Source organism: Adhaeribacter aerolatus (genome assembly GCF_007991635.1).
In the GTDB taxonomy this organism is placed as follows: domain Bacteria; phylum Bacteroidota; class Bacteroidia; order Cytophagales; family Hymenobacteraceae; genus Adhaeribacter; species Adhaeribacter aerolatus.
Genome location: NZ_BJYS01000001.1, coordinates 402,399 through 424,692, shown reverse-complemented (window position 1 = coordinate 424,692; position 22,294 = coordinate 402,399). Strand labels below are relative to the sequence as shown.

At 44.2% G+C, this 22,294-nt stretch carries 18 protein-coding genes; 6 read left to right on the top strand and 12 right to left on the bottom strand.

Annotated features, from left to right (window positions below):
* Positions 1-183: 183 nt before the first annotated feature.
* From AAE02nite_RS01785 to AAE02nite_RS01775, 3 genes are all read right to left on the bottom strand, one after another.
* Positions 184-3,219: a T9SS type A sorting domain-containing protein gene (locus AAE02nite_RS01785; RefSeq protein ID WP_146894710.1), complete on the bottom strand. Its 3,036-nt coding sequence runs from the start codon at positions 3,217-3,219 to the stop codon at positions 184-186.
* Positions 3,220-4,064: 845 nt separating this feature from the next.
* The gene (locus AAE02nite_RS01780) at positions 4,065-4,883 is read right to left on the bottom strand and encodes a hypothetical protein (protein WP_146894709.1); all 819 of its coding nucleotides are present in this window, start codon (positions 4,881-4,883) and stop codon (positions 4,065-4,067) included.
* Positions 4,884-5,887: 1,004 nt separating this feature from the next.
* A complete protein-coding gene (locus tag AAE02nite_RS01775) occupies positions 5,888-6,676 on the bottom strand; it encodes a LuxR family transcriptional regulator (RefSeq protein ID WP_146894708.1) in 789 nt (262 codons plus the stop codon).
* Positions 6,677-7,237: 561 nt separating this feature from the next.
* On the opposite strand from AAE02nite_RS01775, the gene AAE02nite_RS01770 reads away from it, so the two are divergent.
* From AAE02nite_RS01770 to AAE02nite_RS01755, 4 genes are all read left to right on the top strand, one after another.
* Positions 7,238-7,735, top strand: a complete 498-nt coding sequence (locus AAE02nite_RS01770; RefSeq protein WP_146894707.1) for a hypothetical protein — start codon at positions 7,238-7,240, stop codon at positions 7,733-7,735.
* 375 nt (positions 7,736-8,110) lie between these two features.
* On the top strand, positions 8,111-8,488 hold the full coding sequence (locus tag AAE02nite_RS01765; RefSeq protein ID WP_146894706.1) for a hypothetical protein: 378 nt from the start codon (positions 8,111-8,113) through the stop codon (positions 8,486-8,488).
* Between the two features lie 375 nt (positions 8,489-8,863).
* On the top strand, positions 8,864-9,235 hold the full coding sequence (locus AAE02nite_RS01760; protein WP_146894705.1) for a DMT family protein: 372 nt from the start codon (positions 8,864-8,866) through the stop codon (positions 9,233-9,235).
* A gap of 48 nt (positions 9,236-9,283) precedes the next feature.
* Positions 9,284-10,276 (top strand): AAA family ATPase, encoded by a 993-nt coding sequence (locus AAE02nite_RS01755; protein WP_146894704.1) that lies wholly within the window; start codon positions 9,284-9,286, stop codon positions 10,274-10,276.
* Positions 10,277-10,288: 12 nt separating this feature from the next.
* On the opposite strand, the gene AAE02nite_RS01750 is transcribed toward AAE02nite_RS01755, so the two are convergent.
* The gene (locus AAE02nite_RS01750) at positions 10,289-11,215 is read right to left on the bottom strand and encodes a DUF6929 family protein (RefSeq protein ID WP_146894703.1); all 927 of its coding nucleotides are present in this window, start codon (positions 11,213-11,215) and stop codon (positions 10,289-10,291) included.
* A gap of 358 nt (positions 11,216-11,573) precedes the next feature.
* Here AAE02nite_RS01750 and arfB point away from each other — a divergent pair, with 358 nt between their 5' ends.
* Complete coding sequence (gene arfB / locus AAE02nite_RS01745; protein ID WP_146894702.1) at positions 11,574-11,978, top strand: alternative ribosome rescue aminoacyl-tRNA hydrolase ArfB; 405 nt, start codon at positions 11,574-11,576, stop codon at positions 11,976-11,978.
* Positions 11,979-12,101: 123 nt separating this feature from the next.
* On the opposite strand, the gene AAE02nite_RS01740 is transcribed toward arfB, so the two are convergent.
* The 6 genes from AAE02nite_RS01740 to AAE02nite_RS01715 form a co-directional block, all read right to left on the bottom strand.
* Positions 12,102-13,505 carry an NAD(P)(+) transhydrogenase (Re/Si-specific) subunit beta gene (locus tag AAE02nite_RS01740; RefSeq protein WP_146894701.1) on the bottom strand — a complete coding sequence of 468 codons (1,404 nt, stop codon included), beginning with the start codon at positions 13,503-13,505 and terminating at the stop codon, positions 12,102-12,104.
* 15 nt (positions 13,506-13,520) lie between these two features.
* Positions 13,521-13,814 (bottom strand): NAD(P) transhydrogenase subunit alpha part 2, encoded by a 294-nt coding sequence (locus tag AAE02nite_RS01735; protein ID WP_146894700.1) that lies wholly within the window; start codon positions 13,812-13,814, stop codon positions 13,521-13,523.
* A gap of 244 nt (positions 13,815-14,058) precedes the next feature.
* On the bottom strand, positions 14,059-15,198 hold the full coding sequence (locus tag AAE02nite_RS01730; protein ID WP_146894699.1) for a Re/Si-specific NAD(P)(+) transhydrogenase subunit alpha: 1,140 nt from the start codon (positions 15,196-15,198) through the stop codon (positions 14,059-14,061).
* A 157-nt stretch (positions 15,199-15,355) separates the two neighbouring features.
* Positions 15,356-16,690 (bottom strand): MBL fold metallo-hydrolase, encoded by a 1,335-nt coding sequence (locus AAE02nite_RS01725; protein ID WP_146894698.1) that lies wholly within the window; start codon positions 16,688-16,690, stop codon positions 15,356-15,358.
* A 103-nt stretch (positions 16,691-16,793) separates the two neighbouring features.
* Positions 16,794-17,030 (bottom strand): heavy-metal-associated domain-containing protein, encoded by a 237-nt coding sequence (locus AAE02nite_RS01720; RefSeq protein WP_146894697.1) that lies wholly within the window; start codon positions 17,028-17,030, stop codon positions 16,794-16,796.
* Positions 17,031-17,276: 246 nt separating this feature from the next.
* Positions 17,277-19,523, bottom strand: a complete 2,247-nt coding sequence (locus tag AAE02nite_RS01715; protein ID WP_146894696.1) for a heavy metal translocating P-type ATPase — start codon at positions 19,521-19,523, stop codon at positions 17,277-17,279.
* A gap of 140 nt (positions 19,524-19,663) precedes the next feature.
* Here AAE02nite_RS01715 and AAE02nite_RS01710 point away from each other — a divergent pair, with 140 nt between their 5' ends.
* Positions 19,664-20,473 (top strand): cyanophycinase, encoded by an 810-nt coding sequence (locus tag AAE02nite_RS01710; RefSeq protein ID WP_146894695.1) that lies wholly within the window; start codon positions 19,664-19,666, stop codon positions 20,471-20,473.
* Positions 20,474-20,710: 237 nt separating this feature from the next.
* Here AAE02nite_RS01710 and def read toward each other — a convergent pair whose 3' ends face one another.
* The gene (def, locus tag AAE02nite_RS01705) at positions 20,711-21,277 is read right to left on the bottom strand and encodes a peptide deformylase (protein ID WP_146894694.1); all 567 of its coding nucleotides are present in this window, start codon (positions 21,275-21,277) and stop codon (positions 20,711-20,713) included.
* Positions 21,274-21,690, bottom strand: a complete 417-nt coding sequence (gene ruvX / locus AAE02nite_RS01700; RefSeq protein ID WP_146894774.1) for a Holliday junction resolvase RuvX — start codon at positions 21,688-21,690, stop codon at positions 21,274-21,276. The genes def and ruvX overlap by 4 nt, the downstream gene beginning before the upstream one ends.
* Between the last annotated feature and the right edge of the window lie 604 nt (positions 21,691-22,294).

Genomic DNA, 22,294 nt, shown 5'->3' with positions numbered 1-22,294 from the left:
TGTCTTTATTGTAACCACCGGTTACGCTATAGCTAAACTGGTAGCAGGTGGCAAATTCTTATGGTATGAAAGAAGCAGATGGCATTTTAATTTATAATTATTATTAGAGGAGCTGTGAAATACAAAAGCCGTTTGCAGGCGCAAACGGCTTTTGTAGCGTTTACTTATACGCTAAACCAATAATCAGTTTACCATTAAGCGCAGGTTTTGTACTTCGTGCTGAGTTTTCAGGCGCAATAGGTAGATGCCTTTGGCCGTAGTTTGGGGTTCCCATTCGGCTTCTACCGTTTTGCCGGCCTGAGCCTTGCCTTGTTTCAGCGTTTTTATTAAACTGCCTTTTAAATCGTATACCTCCAGCGCATAATCACCGCTTTGGCTTAACGTTACCGCAATGGTTGCTTTATTATTAACCGGGTTCGGATACGCGGTTAGGCTGGTTTTTTTATCCGGATTGGTGTTTAAAGCTAGAGCCGTATCGGGTTTGCGGGCCGCTAAGAGTGATTTGGTTCCCCGCACACCCACCTCCACGGTAAGGGTTGCGGTTGCGCCTTTGGCATCAGTTACGGTTACCTTGTAAATGCCGGGTAACACCCGCGGCAAATCCTCCATCGCGCTGCCAGCATTCCACTTAACCTTATAAGGGGCTACTCCGCCCACGATAGTTAAATCTATCGACCCATCATCTTTTCCCCAATCGGAAGCATCGGTATGAGATGCTCGCAAGGCGAGTGGCTGGCCTTTTACTGACACATAAACCGAAGTAGTAACAGTAGCACCGGTGGCATCGGTAACGGTTACGGTATAAAGGCCCGGCGTGGCCCTGGGTAAGTCTTCGGTAGCTACGCCGGCATTCCAGCGGTAGGTATATGGCGCTACACCCCCAATAACGGTTAAATCTATCGAGCCATCGTCGGCACCCGAGCGGGAAGCTGGGTTATGAGCGGTTTGTAAGGCCAACGGCTCTTTGTAAGCCGATACATAAACAGCGGTATAGGCCGAATCGCCGGTAGCATCTATTACCCAAACGGTGTAGAGGCCGTGGGTAACGCGGGACAAATCTTCGTTTGCTGCGCCGGCATTCCATTTAAAAGTATAAGGGCCGGTACCGCCAATTACCGATAAATCTATAGAGCCATCTGCCGCCCCGTAACGCGACACATTCGTATGCGAAGAGGTTACGGTTAGCGGGGTATCTATAACACCCACATTTACCGTGGTGGTAGCCGAGCAGCCGGTAGCATCGGTCACAGTTACACTATACAAGCCCGGGGTCGCTTTGGGCAGGTCTTCGGTAGCGGTACCGGAGTTCCAGCGATAAGTATACGGGCCTGTTCCTCCCAAAACTGTTAAATCTATGGCGCCTACACCGTTGGGCCAGTTCCAGCCGGGCTGCGCCTGCGTTACTTTGGTAGTAAGCGAAAGGTTGCAGCCGTAAGTTAGGGTAGTTTCTAGGGCTTTGGTGGCTTGCACAAAACCATAACCGGTCTGATAATCGAAACCCGTGTCGAAGCCGGGTGTCAGCGGATCATTCATGTCAATGGCGGAGCTTATTAAATTCTTGGCAATGGCGGCTGGGCTCAGGCTGTTGCGGCGGGATTCCTGCATTAAAGCGGCTACGGCGGCTACGTGTGGAGCGGCGGCTGAGGTCCCAAAAAAGTTAGGAAAAGTGTCTGCATCTTCGGAATGGTCGTTCCCGAAAAAAGTTGTGTTGCCCCCATCCGGACCTACTACCTCTGGCTTCTGTCTGATATTAGGAGCGGTTCGTTGGCCAGCGGATGTATAAAGAATGGGTGTGCCGCCGGCAGATGAGAAACTATTTATTACCGGCCGGGTAAGATTGGGATTAAACCCCGGCGTATTAAACCAGGCCGTAGCCCCAACTGTAATTGCCCCCTGGGCATTAGAATGGCCGTAAATAGTAGAACTTTTGGTATGATGCTCCAGGGGCGTGCCTTCTCCAAAGTCTATCCATTTTATTATGCGGGGATCAGGCCCTTCGAATTTAGTAATTACAATTTCAATATTGATGTCTGTGGGAAAAGGGTTAGATACGCCCACAATTTCGTAGGGATCGCGGTTAATGTTATACTCCGTAGACGACAAATTTATTAAAAGGCTGCCATTGAAGAACACCAGTACGTCTAAATCGCTTCGGGCCCCGGTTCCGCCACTAACCGAGTAAAAAGGATCGTCCCATTGAAAAGGGATTACGAAGGTGCCACCCGCCGGAATCTGGATAGTTTGGGTAATATCACCATTGCCAAAGTCGTGGGCCACGCCAAAGTTAATACCATTTGCAACAACTTCCTGGCCCGAATTACGGAAAGGAGATTGGTACGATTGCCGGTTATTATTACCCGCCGCACTAAAATAGGCTATATCTTTTTTTACTACTTCGTCCACTGCCTGGGCAATTATGCCATCCTGGAACATGGGCTCGCCGTAATAGATAACATCATCAACAATAATATTGCACCCTGCCTGGGCCAGTTTCTGAATACCATTGGCGAAAACAGCCTGGCCTCCCAGTGCCGTATGGAAAGCAATTTTAGCGCCTGGCGCTACATCGTGTATTATTTCGGCCATACCTCGCCCTTCATCTGTTCCGCCTACTGCATCTAATAAAATCTGGGCATCGGCGGGTAAGTCGCCGGAAGAAATACCGGCAGCTACCCCGGCAGGGTCGGAGCTGTACGAATCCGAAATAACCCCAACTTTAGAACCAACGCCCGAAACCTTAAATTGCTGACGGGCTTTGTCGGCGGCTAAGGCTGCTTCGCCCTGGGTAGTTACTGCGCCGGCACCATGCTGCAATTTATAAGCCGGCGAAACCTTGTGCAGGGCTTTTACCTGTTCCAGTTCATCTATTTTATCTACAGGAAAATAGCCCGAAACAATCCGCTTGTAAAAGACACCTTTTTTTAAACCTAAGCTTTCAAGCTGACGCAGTAACGCTTGCCCATCTGTTCCCTCAGCTACTGCATCAATGGCTACATAACCATCCTCTATCTGGAGCAAATCTAATTTTTGTGGTCCAGTCAGTGCTTTTCGCATCCGGGCATTAACGGGCGCATTATTTAGCTCCCGCAGATCGGCCGAAACTTTGTATTTATTGCCATCGGTATATTTAGGAGATTGGGTATAGCCCGTTTGTATCTGAAAGTAAAACAATCCGGCGTAAAAGACATACCGGACCCCTCGAAGTAGATTGTGTTTCATCGTGTTTAAATTTTAAATTAGAAAAAGTAAGGACAGATAAATGTAATAATTTATATATTCAGATTAAAAAATTTATATTTATACATTAATATATTGTTTATTGAAAAAGCTGCTTTGTTGGTTTAATATCTGTTTATACAGGTTTGCGGGAGAATTAGCTGCTTTGTTACAATTTTTTCATATCTATAAAATCCTCTTTTTGCGGGTAAAATAAGGAACAGGCAAAATATAGAGAATAAAAGTTTAAAAAACCTACATATAATTTAATAAACAAGAATTTTACCTATTTGTAGGTAGTACTGCCAGGTAAGCTGTTGAGTGGAAATAGGACCGTTTATGCGGAAGGCGTTGATGTGGGCGGCAATAAATTGCTGTAGCTGGGGCAGCTTTATGTTTCTTCTTCCAGCGTATTTGTAGCTACTGCTTTTACGCCTATTTGCCTTTAGACCTGAAATGAAGAGATAAGAAAATATAAGGAGGAGGGAGGAATAAGGAGCGGTTGCATTTTTTATAATCAGCCCCTACACAGAAATTAAGGTGAGCAGTATCAGGGGAGAGGATTTGAATAGGTGGTGAGTAGAATTTGAAAAGCTGTAATGCGTTTTGGGGCACGCCTGCTGCATAATAATTCGGAAGGTTTAAAGATAGAAAATGGCCTTATGGCAACAAGGCCCGCGTACAAGTAAACGCCGGATTAGTTTAGTAGATTAACACTTGATTGTTTCTTTGCCTTATGCTGTATTAAGGTTCTGAGTAGTAATTACAAAAGAAAAAAGTGCTTAAAACACAAAACCAGTTGGCTGTTGTTATACCGCCAACTGGTTTGTCTATTTGCCCGCTAAGTTTTAATCATTGGTTCTGAGGGTATTGGTTCTGAGTGATATGGGCGATGAACCAACTGCTTTAAGCGGCCGGCCGCGTTTATCAGTCCAGGCAAAGGAACGATCATAAGCAGTATGCAGAGCAAATGTTCGATATGCTGCCTTCTGCGATTGATTCTGTACTTCAAAAGAGTAGTTGCCGTCGCCTAATTCAGTGAAATCAAAAAGTTTACTGAATGTAGCTGCTCTTATTACACCCCGGTATGACACCTCTTGGTTACTGTTCCGTAAAACGTAACTTATTGGTTTCCCCGTATTATTTACTACGTGCAGTACAATCTTATTTTTTTCGTTTTGGTAGATAGCCGCCATTACCTCAGCAGGATTGTGATTTTCCATTGGCGAAGGTGTTAGGTTACGGTTAAAGTTGCTGTTAATGGCAAAACGCCGGATTTCCACCTGTTTGGGCCCGGTAATCCGAAGCATATACCGGCCGGCAGCAGTAGAAGTAAAATTTAAAATTTTGTTATACTCTCTTCCGGTAAAAGACTCCTGATACACCGGTAGGTTTGCGTAATCGAGAATAGAGATACGAACAGTTTTGCCGGTGGGATTTAGTACATTCAGCTTAACTCTCATAGGCGCAATTTCTTGTACGTTGGTAGTAACCCGGGCTATTACTTTTGCTTCTTTTAACTCGGCATGCGGAATTTTATCGACCTTTTTATTCTTAGTAGGAGCCTGAGCCATGGCTGATTCGGCTAATAACAGCACTAAGCTTAGCATTAGGGCGGGAATCAGGAATTTGATTTTATTTATGCTGGTTTTTTCTGATGTTTTCATGATCTTGTTTTTAATTGGTGAAGTACTCTTGTAAAAAGAACTCTTGTAAAAAATTATGAATAACTGTGTTTTAAAGATATTTAGTGAGTTTAATCTGTTTCTTAATTCGCCGGCCTGTACTCTGGTTTTCATGCGGTGCGGGCAATTATAACTTATCAATAGCAGCGGCGATTACTTACGAAACAGGTTAAATGTTTAAAACTGATTAACATTTTGGGCAAATGATAAAATAGGTAAATGATAAAAAATATAAGACAAGCTAGATGGCAAGAGAGGAACCGGGTACAGCTTGCCTGCTTCCGGACGCAGGAAAATAGGTAGCCTATTTTAATTAGGAGGATTTGGCGGATTAAGATTTGGCGGATTAAGATTTGGCGGATTAAGCCTGAGTGTAAAGCCATTGCTATTAAGGGTAAATAGCAGGCAAGTGGTGCAGTAGCTAAATATTTAAGGCATTTGCGCTTCAGGCAATTAAGATTGCCGCGCTTCCATGGCCAAAAGAATAACTTTTATGCGAATTAACTTTTAAGGACGTGTTTTTCCAGGTTTTGCTCTTTAAGCACATCTCCCATACCAAAATAGGATTTTAACCTTGGTTATAGTTGCTTAAGCAGCAGTGAATTTTAAAAAATATAAGTGAAAATTTGGTGTTAATTTATCAGATCATCGGTAAATATCTTAGCAGCCTATACTATTAAAGCTAAGAACCGGTAGTGTTGGTAGCTGTCTCTTCTCCCTTTAAAAAAGCAGCTTCAATTATTATTTCCTGCAGTAATATCGGTAAAGGTAACTACTCTAGTACCTAAATAAAATACTAAGTATAAGTATTTTGTGAATTGTTTTAAACTTTTCTTTATTGATTAATTATTGCTACTTCAACTATAATGCTACCATACAGGCATGAATGCTCTTTCTTCAGCCGGCAATAGCCAAAATATAGAGCTCATCTGTATAATTACATTTTGTATATATTGTATTTTCCTATATGTGAGTTTAGCCAGATATTAAAACCCAGCCAGAATAGCAAAATGAACCAGGCAGGAAGTATCTTTTATATTTGTTTTTTCGAGCATATTGCGCCGGTGGGTTTCTACGGTATGAATGCTGATAAACAGTTCGTCTGCTACTTCTTTACTGGAATATCCCTTCCCCAATAGTTTAAGAATTTCCTTCTCCCGTTTACTTAAAAAAGTATCTTTTATAATCCGTTGATCGGTCAGGTTGTAGAGGTAGGCAAAGCCGGTATCTTGCTTGTTTATAATGTGGAGGATTTTGGTATGATCTTTTTTTAGATGAGTAATATCGGTTAACACAACCAGCACGTGCAGCATGTTATCGGCAGTATCGAGGTTTAAAACGAGGTTGCGTTGCAGTACCCGGATGTAGTTGCCATTAGATTTTTGAATGCGATAGTCATAGCTGGAACGATATTCCAGCCGTTGAGCCGGCACCAAATCAGCGATGTAAGAGATTTCCTTTTCTAAGATGCCCAGCAGGCTCATTACATCATCGGGGTGAATTTTAGATAATGTAAAGCATAAGCCCCCCTGGTGATAAACATTGGCCGAGTAACCCAACAATTGTTCCAGCTTATAACTTATATACAGGTAATTGGTCTGGCTTGCATCAAAGATAGCCACGGCACAATCGGCACCGATAAATATTTTCTCTAGAAGTGGGTTGCGGTTAAGCAAAAACTCATATTCCTCTAAAGAAGTGCCGGGTTTGCTTTGCTGGTACCGCTCTAATATCTTCTTTAACGAAGGCTGCCCGCTATTCAGATGTTCATTCATACCTTTTTATGTGTACCTGCTTTTTCTTTTTAATTATTTCTGCTCAGACATAAAATGCAGACCCGACTTAGCCGTGCTATGGTAATTTACTGCCTTCAAGCTCCAGCAACTGCGCTTAAAAGCTACGAATTGTTCAGGGTTATTGTAGAAAGAACAGCTTTAGCTCCTAATTTAAAATTAGATTAAAGTGTAAGATAAGAAAAATCCAGTAGTTTTTTAGAATAATGCAAGACTAAGTATTAAAAATACTTAGAATGAGTATTAGAATCAGAACTGTAAAAAGTTTTACCCAATTGCCTTAAACAGGTTATTTTCTGTGGGTAAGTTTGCTGACTTAATGTTTAAAAGTTTAACCTAGGCAGTTTACAGAAGAACTGAACCAGGCTATTCCTTATCTATTTAACGCGATTAAAGATTTAACAACCTGATAAATTCCAAAATTAGATAAATATATAATTTTATTTCCTGATTTTGGAATTATTGGATTTTTACAATTTATTTAGGCTAAATAGTTGCTCTGTTTTATTTAAAAGGATTAACTTTGGGTGTTAATTATATTTAATGATGCGTTTACTTCTGGTAGTTAGTTTGTTTTTCGTTTTCTCTGTTCCATCTTTCGGACAAGTTTTTGGTTTTGAGCAACTGGTAAGTTTAACCAAACGCGATTCGGCGGCGGTAAGTAGTTATGTAGCAGAAAAAAAATGGATTTTAAGTGAAGCCAAAGTCCCGACCGAAACCACAGCCGGCCGGCTTACCTGGAAACATTCAGCTTTGTCTAAAGCGGACCAGTTTGCCCAAAACTGGCTGGTTTATTTTTATAAAGATAATAAATGCCGCCGACTCTCTTACGCTACCCTGGATGCCAAGACTTTTGAAGCGTTAAAAAGACAGATAACGAGTAAAAATATGCGGAAAGTTTCGTCTAAAAATGCCAAAGGCTTAAGCCAAACCACGTACCAATGGGGCTCCTACACCGTTATGTTAGAGCAAAATAGCAACAGCGTAGATCAGGAAAATAAACCCATCAAGAGTTTCGAAATTACCATAGATATTATGTAAGGCCTATGCTCTTATTCCATTAAGGTTGTGGTTGCCTATAAGCAGTTCCGCGCAAGTAGGCGGTGGAACCTATAATGCCATCGCTGTTACAGGGTCGGAAAATTGCTCAAAAGATAACCTGATTCTTTAGCCGGCCAATTCTTAATCTCTGCCTGAATACAAATTAAAAGTCCGTAGAAATTGTTTTTTAGGAGAATTTTCTTTATTTTAACTAAAATTTAACTCTTCTCTGTTGGCTCTGATTATTTTATCAGGCTGTATTTGGCTCCTATAACCCGAACTTGAAAAAATCAGTTTTATGCTGCCTTTCTGTTGGCAGTAAAGGTTTAAACCTCCGGTTTGGGTAAATATTTATCTGGCTTTAACCATAAGGAAATGGCTTACGAAAAGCTGATTGTTCAAGTACAATCTTTTTTGAAAGAAGGTAAAACCGATGAGGTAGTTGAGTTGTTGTTTTCAACTTATTTGCAAACCCATCCGGAAGCTCGCAATATCCAGGATTTCCGGGAGCGCATAAGCTATAAATTACGAAACGAGCTTGGAACATTGCCCGAAAATGAAGCCAAAGAAAAGGCCGAGTTATTGATTTTTGGCTTTATGGCTATTGTAAGTAACAGCGAAGGCGAAACCGGTTATAACATCGTTTTGTTGCTCTTACACTTAATGCGGCGTGGCCAGTTCGATGCCATTCGCGAAATAATTCAGGTGCTTAAACTCGAAAGAGCTTCCCGTTTGCTGGAAAGAATGCGTTAAGCCCACAGCTATACGCCTGATGATTGCCAGAAATAAAGTGACCAGTATTACTTTTAAGGATTATTTCTTTTCTATCTGCTTGCCTGATCTTGACCTCTTACTTAAAAACAGCCAGCATCTTTATCAATAATATTGCTATTACTGGTTTTACTTCTGGTTTTTAGCAGCGCCCGCTATTTTTTCGGGATTAATATTATTTCAAATTAAACGCTTGCCCTCCTTTTATGTCTCTAATCTGGCGCCCGTCTCTAATGAGGTAACCATTTGCCACGTGCAATCTGGTTAATGCGGTAAAAAGCGCAAAATATGTCAGAACTTTATAATTTTGCAGACCCGGAATAAGTTTTTATGTTCCGGCACAACCAGCCTGTTATTTTGAAAGGAATTTATACCATTTTACTCCTGATACTATCAAACGTTTTTATGACGTTTGCCTGGTATGGGCATTTGCAATTTAAGAAACTGGGTTGGTTGCAGCAGGCTGGTTTGTGGGTTATTATTTTAATTAGCTGGGGGCTGGCATTTTTCGAGTATGTGTTTCAGGTACCGGCGAATAAAATTGGGTTCCGCGAAAACGGTGGGCCCTTCTCTTTATTCGAACTTAAAACCATTCAGGAGGCTATTTCGCTGGTGGTATTCACCCTAATTACCGTGTTTATTTTTAGAACCGATAAATTGGCCTGGAACCACTTAGTAGGCTTTGGGTTACTGGTACTCGCGGTCTTTTTTATTTTTAAGAAATGGTAGAGCTGGTTTAAAAACAGGTGCCAAACCATACAAAAGTTTTAATTGAATATGGAGACAGAAGAAGTATCGTACCAGGAGCGTATCCGGGAGCAACAGCTTAAAATAAGGCAGGTATTTGCGGAGGTAGGTAAAGTTATTGTGGGGCAACAATACATGGTAAACCGGCTGCTGATCGGACTCTTTACCAACGGTCATATTTTGCTCGAAGGTGTGCCGGGGCTGGCCAAGACCCTAACTATTAACACGCTTTCCAAAGTGCTGCACCTCGATTTCCAGCGCATTCAGTTTACCCCCGATTTATTGCCTTCGGACCTGATTGGCACCATGATTTACAACCAGAACTCTTCGGCGTTTGAAGTAAAGAAGGGGCCCATATTTGCCAATTTGTTGCTGGCCGATGAAGTAAACCGTTCGCCGGCTAAGGTGCAATCGGCGCTGTTGGAGGCCATGCAGGAAAAACAGGTTACCATTGGCGAAACTACTTTTAAGCTCGATTTGCCGTTTCTGGTACTGGCTACCCAAAATCCGGTAGAGCAGGAAGGTACTTATCCTTTGCCCGAAGCGCAGGTCGACCGGTTTATGATGAAGGTATTTGTGAATTATTTATCTAAAGCCGATGAACTGGAGGTAATGCGGCGCATGGCCAATATGTCGTTCGACAGCCACGTAAATACGGTGCTTACCAAAGCCGATATTTTCGCCATCCGGCACGAAATTAACCAGGTGCAGATTTCCGAAACGCTGGAACGTTATATTATAGAACTGGTATTTGCCACCCGCCGCCCCGCCGACTACGATTTAGTTGAATTTGCGGATTACATTCAGTTCGGGGTTTCGCCGCGGGCCAGTATTGCCTTAAACCTGGCGGCCAAGGCCGTAGCTTTTTTCGATGAACGCGATTACGTATTACCCGAAGACATTAAAGACGTAGCCCTGGATGTACTAAACCATCGCATTATTTTAAACTACGAAGCCGAAGCCGAAGAAATTAAAACCAAAGATTTTATAGAAGCCATTCTGCGCAAAGTACCTATTAGCTAATCAGAAAATATTTTAAATACTTATTTGGAACTGCAATAATTCTGATTCGCCGTTGTCGTTATCGGTAATAGCCAAGCCCCGGTAGGTGTGCTGGTTTTCTTTCTCCTGAATTACCAGCGACTCTACTTTACCCTTGTACGGCTGGCCGCTCTGGTCGGTAATAAGCGCGGTTTGCAGCGGTTGCGATCCGGTGCTTGCTTTTATTTCCGAAATATTAATCCAGCCTATAAAACTGCCCATTACTTCACCGTCCAGTATGGCATCGGTGGTGTTTTCGACGGAAGCCGTAAAAAATATTTTATCGTCAAAAATATAAGCGCCGGAGAACCGGGCTTTAGAACCGGCCAGTTCGGGTAAATTAAAAGGAAAGATGGTGTAAGACGGCAATGACGTTTGGTTGCCAGTGAGGTGCTGTATAAACTCCTGGCTATTGATTTGTAGAAGCGCATTAGGGCCGATGTTGGCAGACCGCTGCAGCAAAATTAATCTGTTATCAGGCGTAACCGCCGCCGCTTCCAGGTTTAATAAATCGCCGCTTAACAAAGCGGTATCCTGTTGCAGGGCAGTGTATAATTTCTCCAGCGAATATTCCTTTACTTCGGCGTTTGCTTCTGCCATTACAGAAGGTTTTATCGTGTAGCATTTTGCACGGTTGGAAGCCGAACCGGAGCCAAAAGCTACCAGGTGGGTTTCGCCGGCAATTGTAAGGGTGGTTAAACATTCCAGGTCGGGTTTTAAGGCTTTGGGTATGCGGCCGGTACGGAAGTCGGTTGTGCGGAAGAGTTCTATTTTTCCCGTCAGTTTCAGGCTGTCGGCATCCAGTACATACAAAAACGGCGAATCGTCTCCTATCACGTAAAGGTTGTTTTCTATCAATTCCATGCCCGAAGCCGACGGAATATCCTGGTAAAGAATTTTATTTAAGATAGTTACTTGCATTTTCTGGGCTGATTGGGAACGGTTTGTCGCTGTTTGCCGGCTTTTGTTTTCCTGGCAAGAAGAAAATAAACTGCTACAAAACATAGACAGCAAACACAGACTACATACTCTTCTCATAAATAAGGGTTCTTTCGAATGAAGAAATACGGTATTGGCCGCAAAATGGTAACTTTGTTTTCCTTTCCTGGCAGTTAGGCTGATGAACCAGGCGTAAACCAGCAAAAGCAGGCGGAGCAATAAAGGAATTAACGATAATTGCATTTACGCCGGCAGTAGAAATATTTTACCCGTACGATAAATATTTAAAATATTGCGTAATGCTATTTCTGAATAGCAGGCTTGGAACCTGTACATATTTATGGAAGATTTTTCAAGAGAATTTGAATACCGGACCTCGCGCAGCGGCGGTCCCGGCGGGCAAAATGTAAACAAGGTTTCTTCCAAAGTGGAATTACGGTTTCACGTGGATAATTCAGAACTCTTAACAACAGAAGAAAAAGCCCTGGTACACGAAAAACTAAGTAATTACATCACCCAGGAAGGTTATCTGCAGCTAATTTGCCAAACCGAACGGAGCCAATTGGCTAACAAAGAAAATTGTATTCAGAAATTTTACGAGTTGCTGGCTAAAGCTTTTGCGAAGCAGAAAGTCCGGAAAGCCACCAAACCCTCGCGGGCAGCCCAGCAGGAACGGATTGCCACTAAGAAGAAACATGCCGACAAAAAAGCCAGCCGCGGCCGCATTCGGCATTCGGATTATTAAATTCTTTATGTACGATGTTGGTTTTTAAAAAAAATCACCTAATAATGAAGTAAAAAATATCCCGATTAACTTTCTGCTAATCGGGATAAAGATTGGTATTACTTAATTCCTGGTTGTAATTATTTACATCTCTTTCAGTTCGCCTACCACTTTGGTAATAGTGGCTTTAGCATCGCCGAAGAGCATCAGCGCATTGGGGTAACCGAATAATTCGTTTTCGATGCCGGCGTAACCAGAGGCCATACTGCGTTTGCTAATAATAACGGTACGGGCTTTATCCGCATTTAAAATAGGCATCCCGTAAATCGGGCTAGCCGGGTTGGTACGGGCAGCCGGGTTAACCACGTCGTTGGCTCCAATAATCAAACACACGTCGGTATTGGAGAACTCATCGTTAATATTTTCCATTTCAATGAGCTTGTCGTACGGTACGTTGGCTTCGGCGAGGAGTACGTTCATGTGGCCCGGCATCCGGCCGGCTACCGGGTGAATCGCGAATTTTACTGTAATATTCTTTTTTTCGAGCAGCTCGGTCATTTCCCGTACAATGTGCTGGGCTTGCGCCACGGCCATGCCGTAACCCGGCACAATTATTACCGACGAGGCCGAATCGAAAATCATAGCAGCTTCTTCTACGCCTACTTCTTTTACCTGAATATCGGAAGCGCTGCCACCTGCTGCCGCGGTGGTGCCCTGACCAAAGCCGCCCAGTAATACACTCACCAGCGAACGGTTCATGGCCTTACACATAATCTGGGTCAGGATTATACCCGAAGCACCTACCAGTGCCCCCGAAATAATTAATACCTGGTTGTTCAGGACAAAACCCGTAAAGCAGGCCGCAACGCCCGAGTAAGAGTTCAGGAGCGAAATAACGACCGGCATGTCGGCCCCGCCAATCGGAATTACAGTTAAGATGCCCAATAACAAACCAATAGCCAACACCACGTACATGTAAATATCGTTATTAGGATCGAGCACCAGGAATATACTGGCCACCAGCATCGCTAAAAACAGGATGGCGTTAAAAGCGTGCTGGCCGCTAAAGGTAATGGCATTGCCGTTTACTTTGCCCGAAAGCTTGCCGTAAGCCACCATCGAGCCTGTAAACGTAACTGCACCAATAATAACGCTGAGTACGACCGTAATGCCGGTTACCAGGGGCATGGCAATATTGGCATCGTGGGCCATACGCCAGTACTCTGAAGTAGCTACCAGTACCGAACTGATACCGCCGAAACCATTAAAAAGTGCCACCATTTCGGGCATTTGAGTCATTTCTACTTTTTTAGCCACGTACGTTCCCACGGCCGAACCGACCAAAATGGTAACAAAAATTTCGGTGTAACTCAATACATCGCGTACCAGCAGGGTAGCCACAATGGCAATAAACATGGCTACGGCCGAATAAATATTGCCCCGGCGGGCGGTGTGGGTTTTGCCCAGCATTTTAATGCCGATAATAAACAGCACCGAAGCTACCAGGTAAGATAACTGAATGATAATTGTAAGTAATTGCTGATTCATGTAGGGTAGTCTCCTTTATTTCTTTTTCTTGAACATCTGGAGCATGCGGTCGGTAACCACGTACCCGCCAACTACGTTGAGGGTGGCAAAAAACAGTGCGATGATGCCTAATATTTTACTCAAGGGAAATTCGCCGGGCAGCGGACCGGAACAAATAATGGCTCCGACAATGGTAATTCCCGAAATAGCATTGGAACCCGACATGAGCGGGGTGTGCAAAGTAGGGGGCACTTTGGCAATTAACTCAAAGCCCACGTAACTGGCCAATACCAGTACGTAAAGCAGTACAATTAAATTTTCGATCGACATATTTTAGGTTGTAAGTTTTAAGTGATTAGTTTTAAGTTTAACAACTGATGATTTTTTGCAAAGGAATAGGCTTATCAGGCTGATTCTTTCTCTACATTGGTTTAAATAATTTACCTGGTAGTAAGTATTATAGGTACTTGTTTGTGATAAATAGCCGCAAGGTAATGACCTTACAGCTTAAAAATCAGTTCTTAATTTTAAGCTTTTTTAATTAGCATATTATCACATTAGCACAATACTCAAATTAAGCTGTTGCTTTTTCCAGGATGTTTTTGGTGAAGCCGTGCACCAGTTGGCCTTGGTGGGTTATGAGCGAGCCTTTGGTGATTTCTTCGTCTATTTCCCATTTAAAACCATCCTTGGTAGCCAGGTGCAGCAGCAGGGTGCTGATGTTGCGGGCATACAGTTCGCTGGCATTAACCGGCAACAAGGCTGGCAAATTAGATTCGCCGATAATGGTTACGTGGTGCTTTACTACGGTTTCGTTTATTTCGCTCAGAGCGCAGTTTCCGCCCGATTCTACGGCCATATCTACGATTACCGAACCCGGTTTCATGGAACGTACCATTTCTTCGGTAACCAGTACCGGGGCTTTTTTACCAATCACCAGCGCTGTGGTAATAACCAGGTCGGCATCTACAATGCGGCTTTTAATCAGTTCCTGCTGTTTCTGTAAATACTCGGCCGAAACTTCTTTGGCGTAGCCGCCTTCGGTTTTTACCCCTTCATCGGATTTTACTTCCAGGAAACGGCCGCCCAGCGACTCTACCTGTTCTTTGGTTTCGGGACGTACATCGGTAACTTCTACCACCGCGCCCAGGCGGCGGGCAGTAGCAATGGCCTGCAAGCCAGCTACACCGGCCCCAAATATTAACACTTTGGCTGGGGTAATGGTACCGGCAGCCGTCATCATCAACGGGAATATTTTACCCAGGGCATTAGCGCCCAGCAGTACCGCTTTATAACCACCCAGGTTAGCCTGTGAACTTAAAGCATCCATTTTCTGCGCTCGCGAAATCCGTGGAACAGCATCCATCGAGAAAGCCGAAATTTGTTTTTCGCGGAGCACCTGCACTAAGTCCGGTACTGTATAGGCATACAAGAAAGAAATCAGAATAGCGCCATCTTTCATTAAGCGGGCTTCGGCGGGGGTGGGTGCATTTACTTTTAGCACAACATCGGCTTGGCCATACAATTGCACGGGATCAGCCACAATGGTAGCGCCTGCCTGCGAGTAGGACTCATCCAGAAAGTTGGAATTTACACCCGCGTTCTTTTCAACGAAGCATGTAAAACCTACTTTGGTTAAAGTCTTAACCACATCAGGGGTAATGGCAACCCGGTTTTCGAATAGCTTGGTTTCTTTAGGGATAGAAATTTTCAAGGCACTTGTGGTTTAATAATATCAGTTAATGATTATTTCGGCCTCAAGTTAAGTAAATATTGTAATTTGAACAGCAAGTATTTAGAAATACTAAAGACTTTTAAATACAAATGCGTTATTTATTTATAAATAACGCATTTGTATTTAAATAAAAATTTCAAATATACTCCTGAATTGTCTCCCCAAGATCGTACACAGGTAGGTTGCGGATTTTACGAGCCAACAGGCTGCTGCCGGCCGCTGAACGGTACCCGCTGGCACAATGTACCATAATTGGTTTATTTGTCGGAATCTCTTGGTACCGATCGCGTAATTCTGGCAAAGGAATAGCCAAACTCTGCGGAAAGGGCTTTTGGGCTTTTACTTCATCGGGGTTGCGCACATCTACAATGGTAAACCGCTCGGGATATTGGCGGAAGTCGTTGAGATTGGTGACGGCACTGGCTTCAGTGGCGCAGTTGGGGTTTACCAGCGCACCGGCAATGCTGGTTTCGTAGCCAATTTTGGCGGCTTTACAAATTACTTCTTTTTGGGTTGCTTCATCGGCCGCTACCAGGTAAAATAGCTCGTTGGGTCTTACCAGTGTGCCCAGCCAGGTTTCAAATTTTGTTTCGTTTGGCAAGTTTATGGCCCCTGGTACATGATTTTCTTTAAAATCGGGGGCTGGTCGCGTATCAATCACAAGCGCCCCTTTTTCTAAGGTATAATCGGGCGGCAGAAGTGGCACCGAGCGAACACTGGCTTTAAAGTCGGGTGCGCCTTTTCTGTTTAAGGCTACATCGTAAACAAAATACGCTGGTATAAAAGGCTGCTCCGCCAGTAAATACTGAACAAATTCCTCTTCCGACATTTCTTTCAGGGCCGGATTGGTTTGTTTTTCTACGCCCAGGGTGCTGCTAGGATTGCTGCTGATGGCTTTGCCGCACAACGAACCGGCGCCATGAGTCGGGTACAAAATAACCTCATCAGGTAAATCCATTAATTTATTCCGGGTAGTATGATAAAGAGCCCGGGCCAGGGATTCGCGGGAAGTCTCGGGCTTTTCTTTATCTTCCCGTAAATCCGGCCGGCCTACATCCCCCACAAACAACGTATCACCCGAAAATAAAGCGTAAGCTTTGCTGGTTTCATCTTTAGCCAGTACCGAAATACTATCCGACGAATGGCCGGGCGTATTGAGAGCGTGTAAGGTAATGTCGCCGAGTTTAAATGAATCACCATCGTCGAAGGTTTTATGCGGATAAGTTGCTTTGGTTAATTTGCTGGTGTAAATAGGGGCTTCTTTGGTGGTGCTAATTTCGTAGTGGCTGCTCACAAAGTCGGCGTGCGGATGGGTTTCGATAACGGCTACAATACGGGAGTCGTGCAGGTTGGCGTACTCGTAATAAGGTTGCGGGTCGCGGGCCGGGTCTACAATAGCAATCTGGCCCTCACTCATAATGGTATAAGAATAATGAGCCAGACCTTTATCTTCAAATTGTTCTATAATCATGGGCTGTAATTTTAAAATATACCGCCATAGTTTAAAACCAGACGGCGGCTACGGCATAAATACCTGCTTATACTCCGTAGCGCTGCCGTTGGGTTTAATTCACTTACCCGAAAAGGCCACCGAGCAAGCTTTTTTTCTCTTCTATGTTATAGCCGGCTTTCTTTACCTTTTCGATTACTTGCTCCGCGCTCACGGCTTCACCTTTCACCGTTAGTATTTTATCCGGATTATTCGTGTCTACGTGCCATTCCTGCACATTTTCAACGGCATCGAGGTAAGGTTTGGCATTGGCAATACAGCCGCCGCAGTTTATGTTGGTTTTAAATTTTAGCGTTTTCATGATAAAAATTATTTGTTTTAAATTTATTTAACGATTGGTTCTGATAAAGTTTGATTCTTCGATTTTCGTATGTTGCCGCCTTAATTCTACTTTGGCCCTATCATGGCCCCCACTATGGCGCGGAAGTTACTTCCGTGACTTCTTGATATTTCTTTTTTGAAGTATTCCTTTCCATTCCAACAGTAACATCATAAGTAATGTATTTTTGGCTAGGCGCGGAAGTAACTTCCACGCTATAGAGCGCTTTTACAACTTGGCATTCCGTAAGCGCAGGCTATTGGTTACCACCGAAACCGAACTTAAAGCCATAGCCGCGCCTGCCAGCATGGGACTTAGTAAAAAGCCGAAGAACGGGTATAAAAGCCCGGCCGCAACGGGAATACCGATTACGTTATAAATAAAGGCCCAGAATAAATTCTGGCGGATGGTGCGTACGGTAGCGTGCGACAGGCGAATGGCCGTTAAAATATGCCGCAGGTCTGATTGCATCAACGTCATGTCGGCCGATTCCATGGCAATATCGGTACCTTTGCCCATGGCCAATCCAACATCGGCTTGCGCCAGGGCCGGGGAGTCGTTTATGCCGTCGCCAACCATGGCTACTACGTGGCCCTGGGCTTGTAGCTGTTGCACATAGGCGGCTTTTTCGGTAGGCAATACTTCGGCAGTAACGTGGGTAATATTTACCTGTTTGCCAATAGATTGCGCCGTTTGCACGTTATCGCCGGTGAGCAGATGCACTTGCAGATTTAATGCCTGCAGCGCTTTAACCGCTTCCGCCGAGGTCTCTTTTATCGGGTCGGTAACCGGAATCATAGCCACTAATTGTGTCGCCTGGCCCATATAGATTACTGTTTTCGCCAGGGCAGCTTGTTCTTCGGCTATTTTTAGCTGCGCTGCCGGTAGCGCCACGCCAGCTTCCCGCATTAATTGGCGATTACCAATGTAATAGACTTCGCCGGCGAAAACGGCCCGAACGCCTTTGCCGGTAAGGCTTTCGAATTTTTCTACGGGTACCGGCTTCGCGTCTTCGGCTTCTAATTTCCGGATAATGGCATCGGCCAGCGGGTGTTCCGATTGTTTTTCCATGGCCAGCATAATACCTTTAATTTTTCCTTCATCCAGGCCAGGCTGCGCCCAGATAATCTCCTGTGCTTCGGGCTGACCTTTGGTAAGGGTGCCGGTTTTATCCAGTACAATCGCGGTGGCTTTATGAGCGGTTTCCAGGCTTTGCGCGTCTTTAATTAATATGCCATTTTCGGCGCCTTTACCAACGGCTACCATAATGGCGGTAGGCGTAGCCAGACCCAAGGCACACGGACAGGCAATAATTAACACCGTAATCATGGCTTGCAGGGCGTAAGTCAGGTTATTTTCTACGCCCGAAAAATACCAAGCGGCAAAGCTAACGAGTGCAATTAGAATGACCACCGGCACAAATATGCCGGCAATTTTATCTACCAGCTTTTGCACCGGCGGTTTACTGGCCTGGGCCTGCTGTACGGTTTTAATAATCTGAGCCAGCAAAGTCTGGCTGCCGGTTTTCTGGGCCAGCAGCTCAAAACTGCCTTTCTGGTTTACGGTACCGGCAAAAACTTTGGCCCCCGGCTTTTTAGGTTGGGCTACGGGTTCGCCGGTAATCATGCTTTCGTCCACGAAAGATTCGCCGAAATGTATCACGCCATCTACGGGTATTTTTTCGCCGGGTCGGATGCGAATGCGATCCTGCGGTTGTACCTGTTCTACCGGTATTTCCGCCTCGGTGTCATCCTCGCGCAACACCCGCACGGTTTTGGGTTGCAGGCCAATTAATTTTTTCAGGGCCGCCGACGTGCTCACCCGGGCCCGTTCTTCCATTAATTTACCCGTCAGAATAAAGGCAATAATAGCTGCCGCCGACTCAAAATATACCTGCGGCGTTAAACCCCGGCTAAGCATATATTCCGGGTAAAGCGTATTAAAAGCACTGAACAGGAAAGCCACCCCGGTACTCAGCGCTACCAGCGTATCCATATTCGCCGATAAATGGCGGGCTTTCTTAAACCCACTGCTGAAGAAATCGCGGCCGAACCAGAATATTACCAGGCCTGTGAGCACCAGCATAATTAAGTTAGAACCCGGAAAACCGTGGTGAAAGAACATACCAATGACTACCACGGGCAGCGTTAAAATAAAGGCCGCAATGGTTCTGGACTTTATTTTCTGGTAGTGTTTTCTTTCGGTCTCTTCCAGTTCGGCGGCCGCATTGGCGGTGTCGGGCAGCAGTTCGTAACCAATCTGGCTCACCACTTGCTGCATGTTCTTTAAATTAATCCGGTCTGGCTGGTAAGTTACTTCGGCGGATCGGTTGGGGTAACTCACGTTGGCGTCCAGCACCCCCGGCTGGGATTTCAGCATCGATTCTACGCTTACCGCACAGGAGGCACAAGTCATGCCGCCTATCGGGAAAGTGGATTTAACGGTGCTGGCAGTTTCTATATCGGCAGTTTCCATCTTATTTTTCTCTCTTTTTTTACTTTTACAAAGATAGTCTCGTACGTACAGGTTCGTGTTACAGCATCCTGCCAAAATGTTATAAGATTTTGACAGCCGGTAAAAAAGTATTACGCCAAAAGAATCATTAATATTAAAGCATGAATAAACCCAAAGGTACCCTCATAGCCCTGGGCGGCGGCGGCGACGATGTGCTGCTAAAACTGATTCACTCGGAGCATTGCCACGGCAAAGCCGCTATAGAGGTGATAACCACAGCAGCCCCGGAACCGCATGAGTCAGGGCTGGCGTATGTAGAGGCTTTTGAAGAACTGGGGCAACCTAACGTCCGGTATATGCACATCGACGAAGAAAATGAAGCCGACCAGCCTGATTATCTGCACCGGATTAAAAACGCCGATGTTATTTTCTTTACCGGCGGCGACCAGCGGCGTATTTTAAAGTTTCTGAAGGATACCCAGGTGCACAAGCTCATGAAAGAGCGATACATGCACGAAGATTTAATAATTGCGGGTACGAGCGCCGGGTCGGCGGCTATGTCGGATAGAATGATTTACGAAGGTTATGGCCCTTACTCTTTGGAAAAAGGCCGGACCAAAACCAGTGCCGGCTTGTCGTTTATAAAAAAAGTTTACATCGATACCCATTTTACCGAACGTGGCCGTTTTGGCCGTTTATCGATTGCGGTATCGCAGCATCCGGAATATATTGGCATTGGCCTCGGCGAAGAAACGGGCGTCATTATCCGGGAAGGTAATTTGGTAGAAGTTTTCGGGATTGGGGTGGTTACCATCATCGATGGCGCCGAAATTAAATATTCGAACATCCACGAAGTAGCACCTGGTTTGCCTATTGCTGTAGAGCACCTGGTGATGCACTTGTTAGTAGAGGGCCATCAATATTGCCTGAAAAACAAAAAGATTAAGTACGAGCCGGCTAAAGTGTTTTAGATTTGGCTGTTAGTAGTTGGATGTTGGTAAAAGGAGCAAGGAATAAGGATGCTGCTTAATATTATGAGCCACTTCAGGTAAATATTTGTTTATGCTTGTAATACTCACATTTGTCATTCTGGGAATACAAGTATTCCGGGAGGAAACTTGTTGGTTATCTGCCAAAAAGTTTCCTCCTGAATAACAGGAGAGTGTGTTCCTTCACCTATTAAATAATGAGCTTTCAGCGCAAAAGAATTACCGTTTTGCGCCCGGAAATTTCATACGATAATCGGCGTCTACGTCGCCTTTGGTTATTTTGGTTAGTCGGCCTTTGAGCAGGCGTTTTTTAAAGCCCGATAAATGGTCGGTGAACAAAATGCCTTCGATGTGGTCGTACTCGTGCTGAATAATACGGGCCACCATACCGTCGAACACCTGTTCGTGTTCCTGCCATTGCTCGTCGCGGTAGCGGATGGTAACACGCTCGGGCCGGAACACATCTTCGCGTACCCCCGGAATACTTAAGCAACCTTCTTCAAAAGCCCACTCATCGCCTTCTTCCTTTATTATTTGCGGGTTAATAAACGCTTTTTTAACAGAGAGTTTTTTCTTTTCCTCGTCTTCTTCAAACGGGGCCGAGTCGATGACAAACAGCCGGATGCTTTTCCCGATTTGGGGCGCGGCCAGGCCTACGCCGTGCGCATTGTACATGGTTTCGTACATGTCGTCGATTAGCTTTTGCAGGTCCGGAAAATTCTGCGGAATATCTTGGCCTTTGGCTTTTAAAACCGGGTCGCCGTAGGCAACAATCGGGTATATCATAGGTTATTTTGAGCTAAATAAGATTGCAAAATAATAGTAGCACTTACTTTATCTACGGTGGCTTTGTTCTGGCGGTCTTTCTTTTTTACGCCGCCATCGAGCATGGCCTGAAAAGCCATCCGGGAAGTAAAACGCTCATCGATGGTAAAAACGGGTATTTCGGGAATTTCTTTTTTCAGTTTTCGCACAAAGCCCACCACTGCGCTGGTTACATCGGTAGGCGTATTTTCCAGGGTCCGGGGCATCCCTACTACAATGGTTTCTACGGGTTCCTGCGCCACATATTTTTTCAGGAAAGAAATAATATCTTTGGCATGCACCGTATCCAGGGGCGTAGCAATCAGTTTAAGCGGATCCGTAACGGCCACGCCTACCCGTTTATTCCCGTAATCAATGGCGATAATTCTTCCCAATGCCGTAAATTTCTGCAAAGGTAAACACTATTTTTTTAGTTTGGTAAGAATCACACTGTTCTGTGCGTAAACCCGGCGCCGGCCAATAACCTAGCTATAAATTAATTCAGTCCAAAAACTAAAAATATTTAAAAGGTCAATGATATATTAAGGTCAAACCCGATGGCCGAAATAAAGGTAAAAGTCTAGATACCAGATTAATAATTTAAAGCTAAAATAAAATAGCCCGCTGGCCGGTTTAAATATTTGTAACCAACACTGGTGCCTGTTGTAAGTAATACAGAAACGTAGTTGAAGGTATATACCCGGTAAGGTAGCCGAAAAGGTTAGCCGAATTTATTATTTTACATAGTTTGTTTATAATATTTTACTATTTTAAGTATTAAATAATTTATAAAAGCTTCACTGGAGTAGTATGATTGTAGATAAATTCAATATATGTTACTTAATAATGCTATAGTTATGTTATGTGTATTTTTATATACATAAATTTTGTTGGTAGAAAAGATAGAAGGTTGGAATTGCTAAAACGGGTTTTTAAAGCTTTTAAGCTTGGTTTTAGTTTTGTGTGAAAAATTATTAAAAAATTTGTTCCTTCATTGTT

What these genes read in the sequence shown, in the direction of transcription:
- AAE02nite_RS01770 (WP_146894707.1), top strand. Translation starts at nt 7,238, where the DNA reads ATGATGCGTTTACTTCTGGTAGTTAGTTTGTTTTTCGTTTTCTCTGTT.
- AAE02nite_RS01720 (WP_146894697.1), bottom strand. Translation starts at nt 17,030, where the DNA reads ATGAAAACGCTAAAATTTAAAACCAACATAAACTGCGGCGGCTGTATT.
- AAE02nite_RS01735 (WP_146894700.1), bottom strand. Translation starts at nt 13,814, where the DNA reads ATGTCGATCGAAAATTTAATTGTACTGCTTTACGTACTGGTATTGGCC.
- AAE02nite_RS01710 (WP_146894695.1), top strand. Translation starts at nt 19,664, where the DNA reads ATGAATAAACCCAAAGGTACCCTCATAGCCCTGGGCGGCGGCGGCGAC.
- AAE02nite_RS01715 (WP_146894696.1), bottom strand. Translation starts at nt 19,523, where the DNA reads ATGGAAACTGCCGATATAGAAACTGCCAGCACCGTTAAATCCACTTTC.
- AAE02nite_RS01785 (WP_146894710.1), bottom strand. Translation starts at nt 3,219, where the DNA reads ATGAAACACAATCTACTTCGAGGGGTCCGGTATGTCTTTTACGCCGGA.
- AAE02nite_RS01765 (WP_146894706.1), top strand. Translation starts at nt 8,111, where the DNA reads ATGGCTTACGAAAAGCTGATTGTTCAAGTACAATCTTTTTTGAAAGAA.
- arfB (WP_146894702.1), top strand. Translation starts at nt 11,574, where the DNA reads ATGGAAGATTTTTCAAGAGAATTTGAATACCGGACCTCGCGCAGCGGC.
- AAE02nite_RS01775 (WP_146894708.1), bottom strand. Translation starts at nt 6,676, where the DNA reads ATGAATGAACATCTGAATAGCGGGCAGCCTTCGTTAAAGAAGATATTA.
- AAE02nite_RS01725 (WP_146894698.1), bottom strand. Translation starts at nt 16,690, where the DNA reads ATGATTATAGAACAATTTGAAGATAAAGGTCTGGCTCATTATTCTTAT.
- AAE02nite_RS01740 (WP_146894701.1), bottom strand. Translation starts at nt 13,505, where the DNA reads ATGAATCAGCAATTACTTACAATTATCATTCAGTTATCTTACCTGGTA.
- AAE02nite_RS01755 (WP_146894704.1), top strand. Translation starts at nt 9,284, where the DNA reads ATGGAGACAGAAGAAGTATCGTACCAGGAGCGTATCCGGGAGCAACAG.
- AAE02nite_RS01750 (WP_146894703.1), bottom strand. Translation starts at nt 11,215, where the DNA reads ATGCAAGTAACTATCTTAAATAAAATTCTTTACCAGGATATTCCGTCG.
- AAE02nite_RS01780 (WP_146894709.1), bottom strand. Translation starts at nt 4,883, where the DNA reads ATGAAAACATCAGAAAAAACCAGCATAAATAAAATCAAATTCCTGATT.
- def (WP_146894694.1), bottom strand. Translation starts at nt 21,277, where the DNA reads ATGATATACCCGATTGTTGCCTACGGCGACCCGGTTTTAAAAGCCAAA.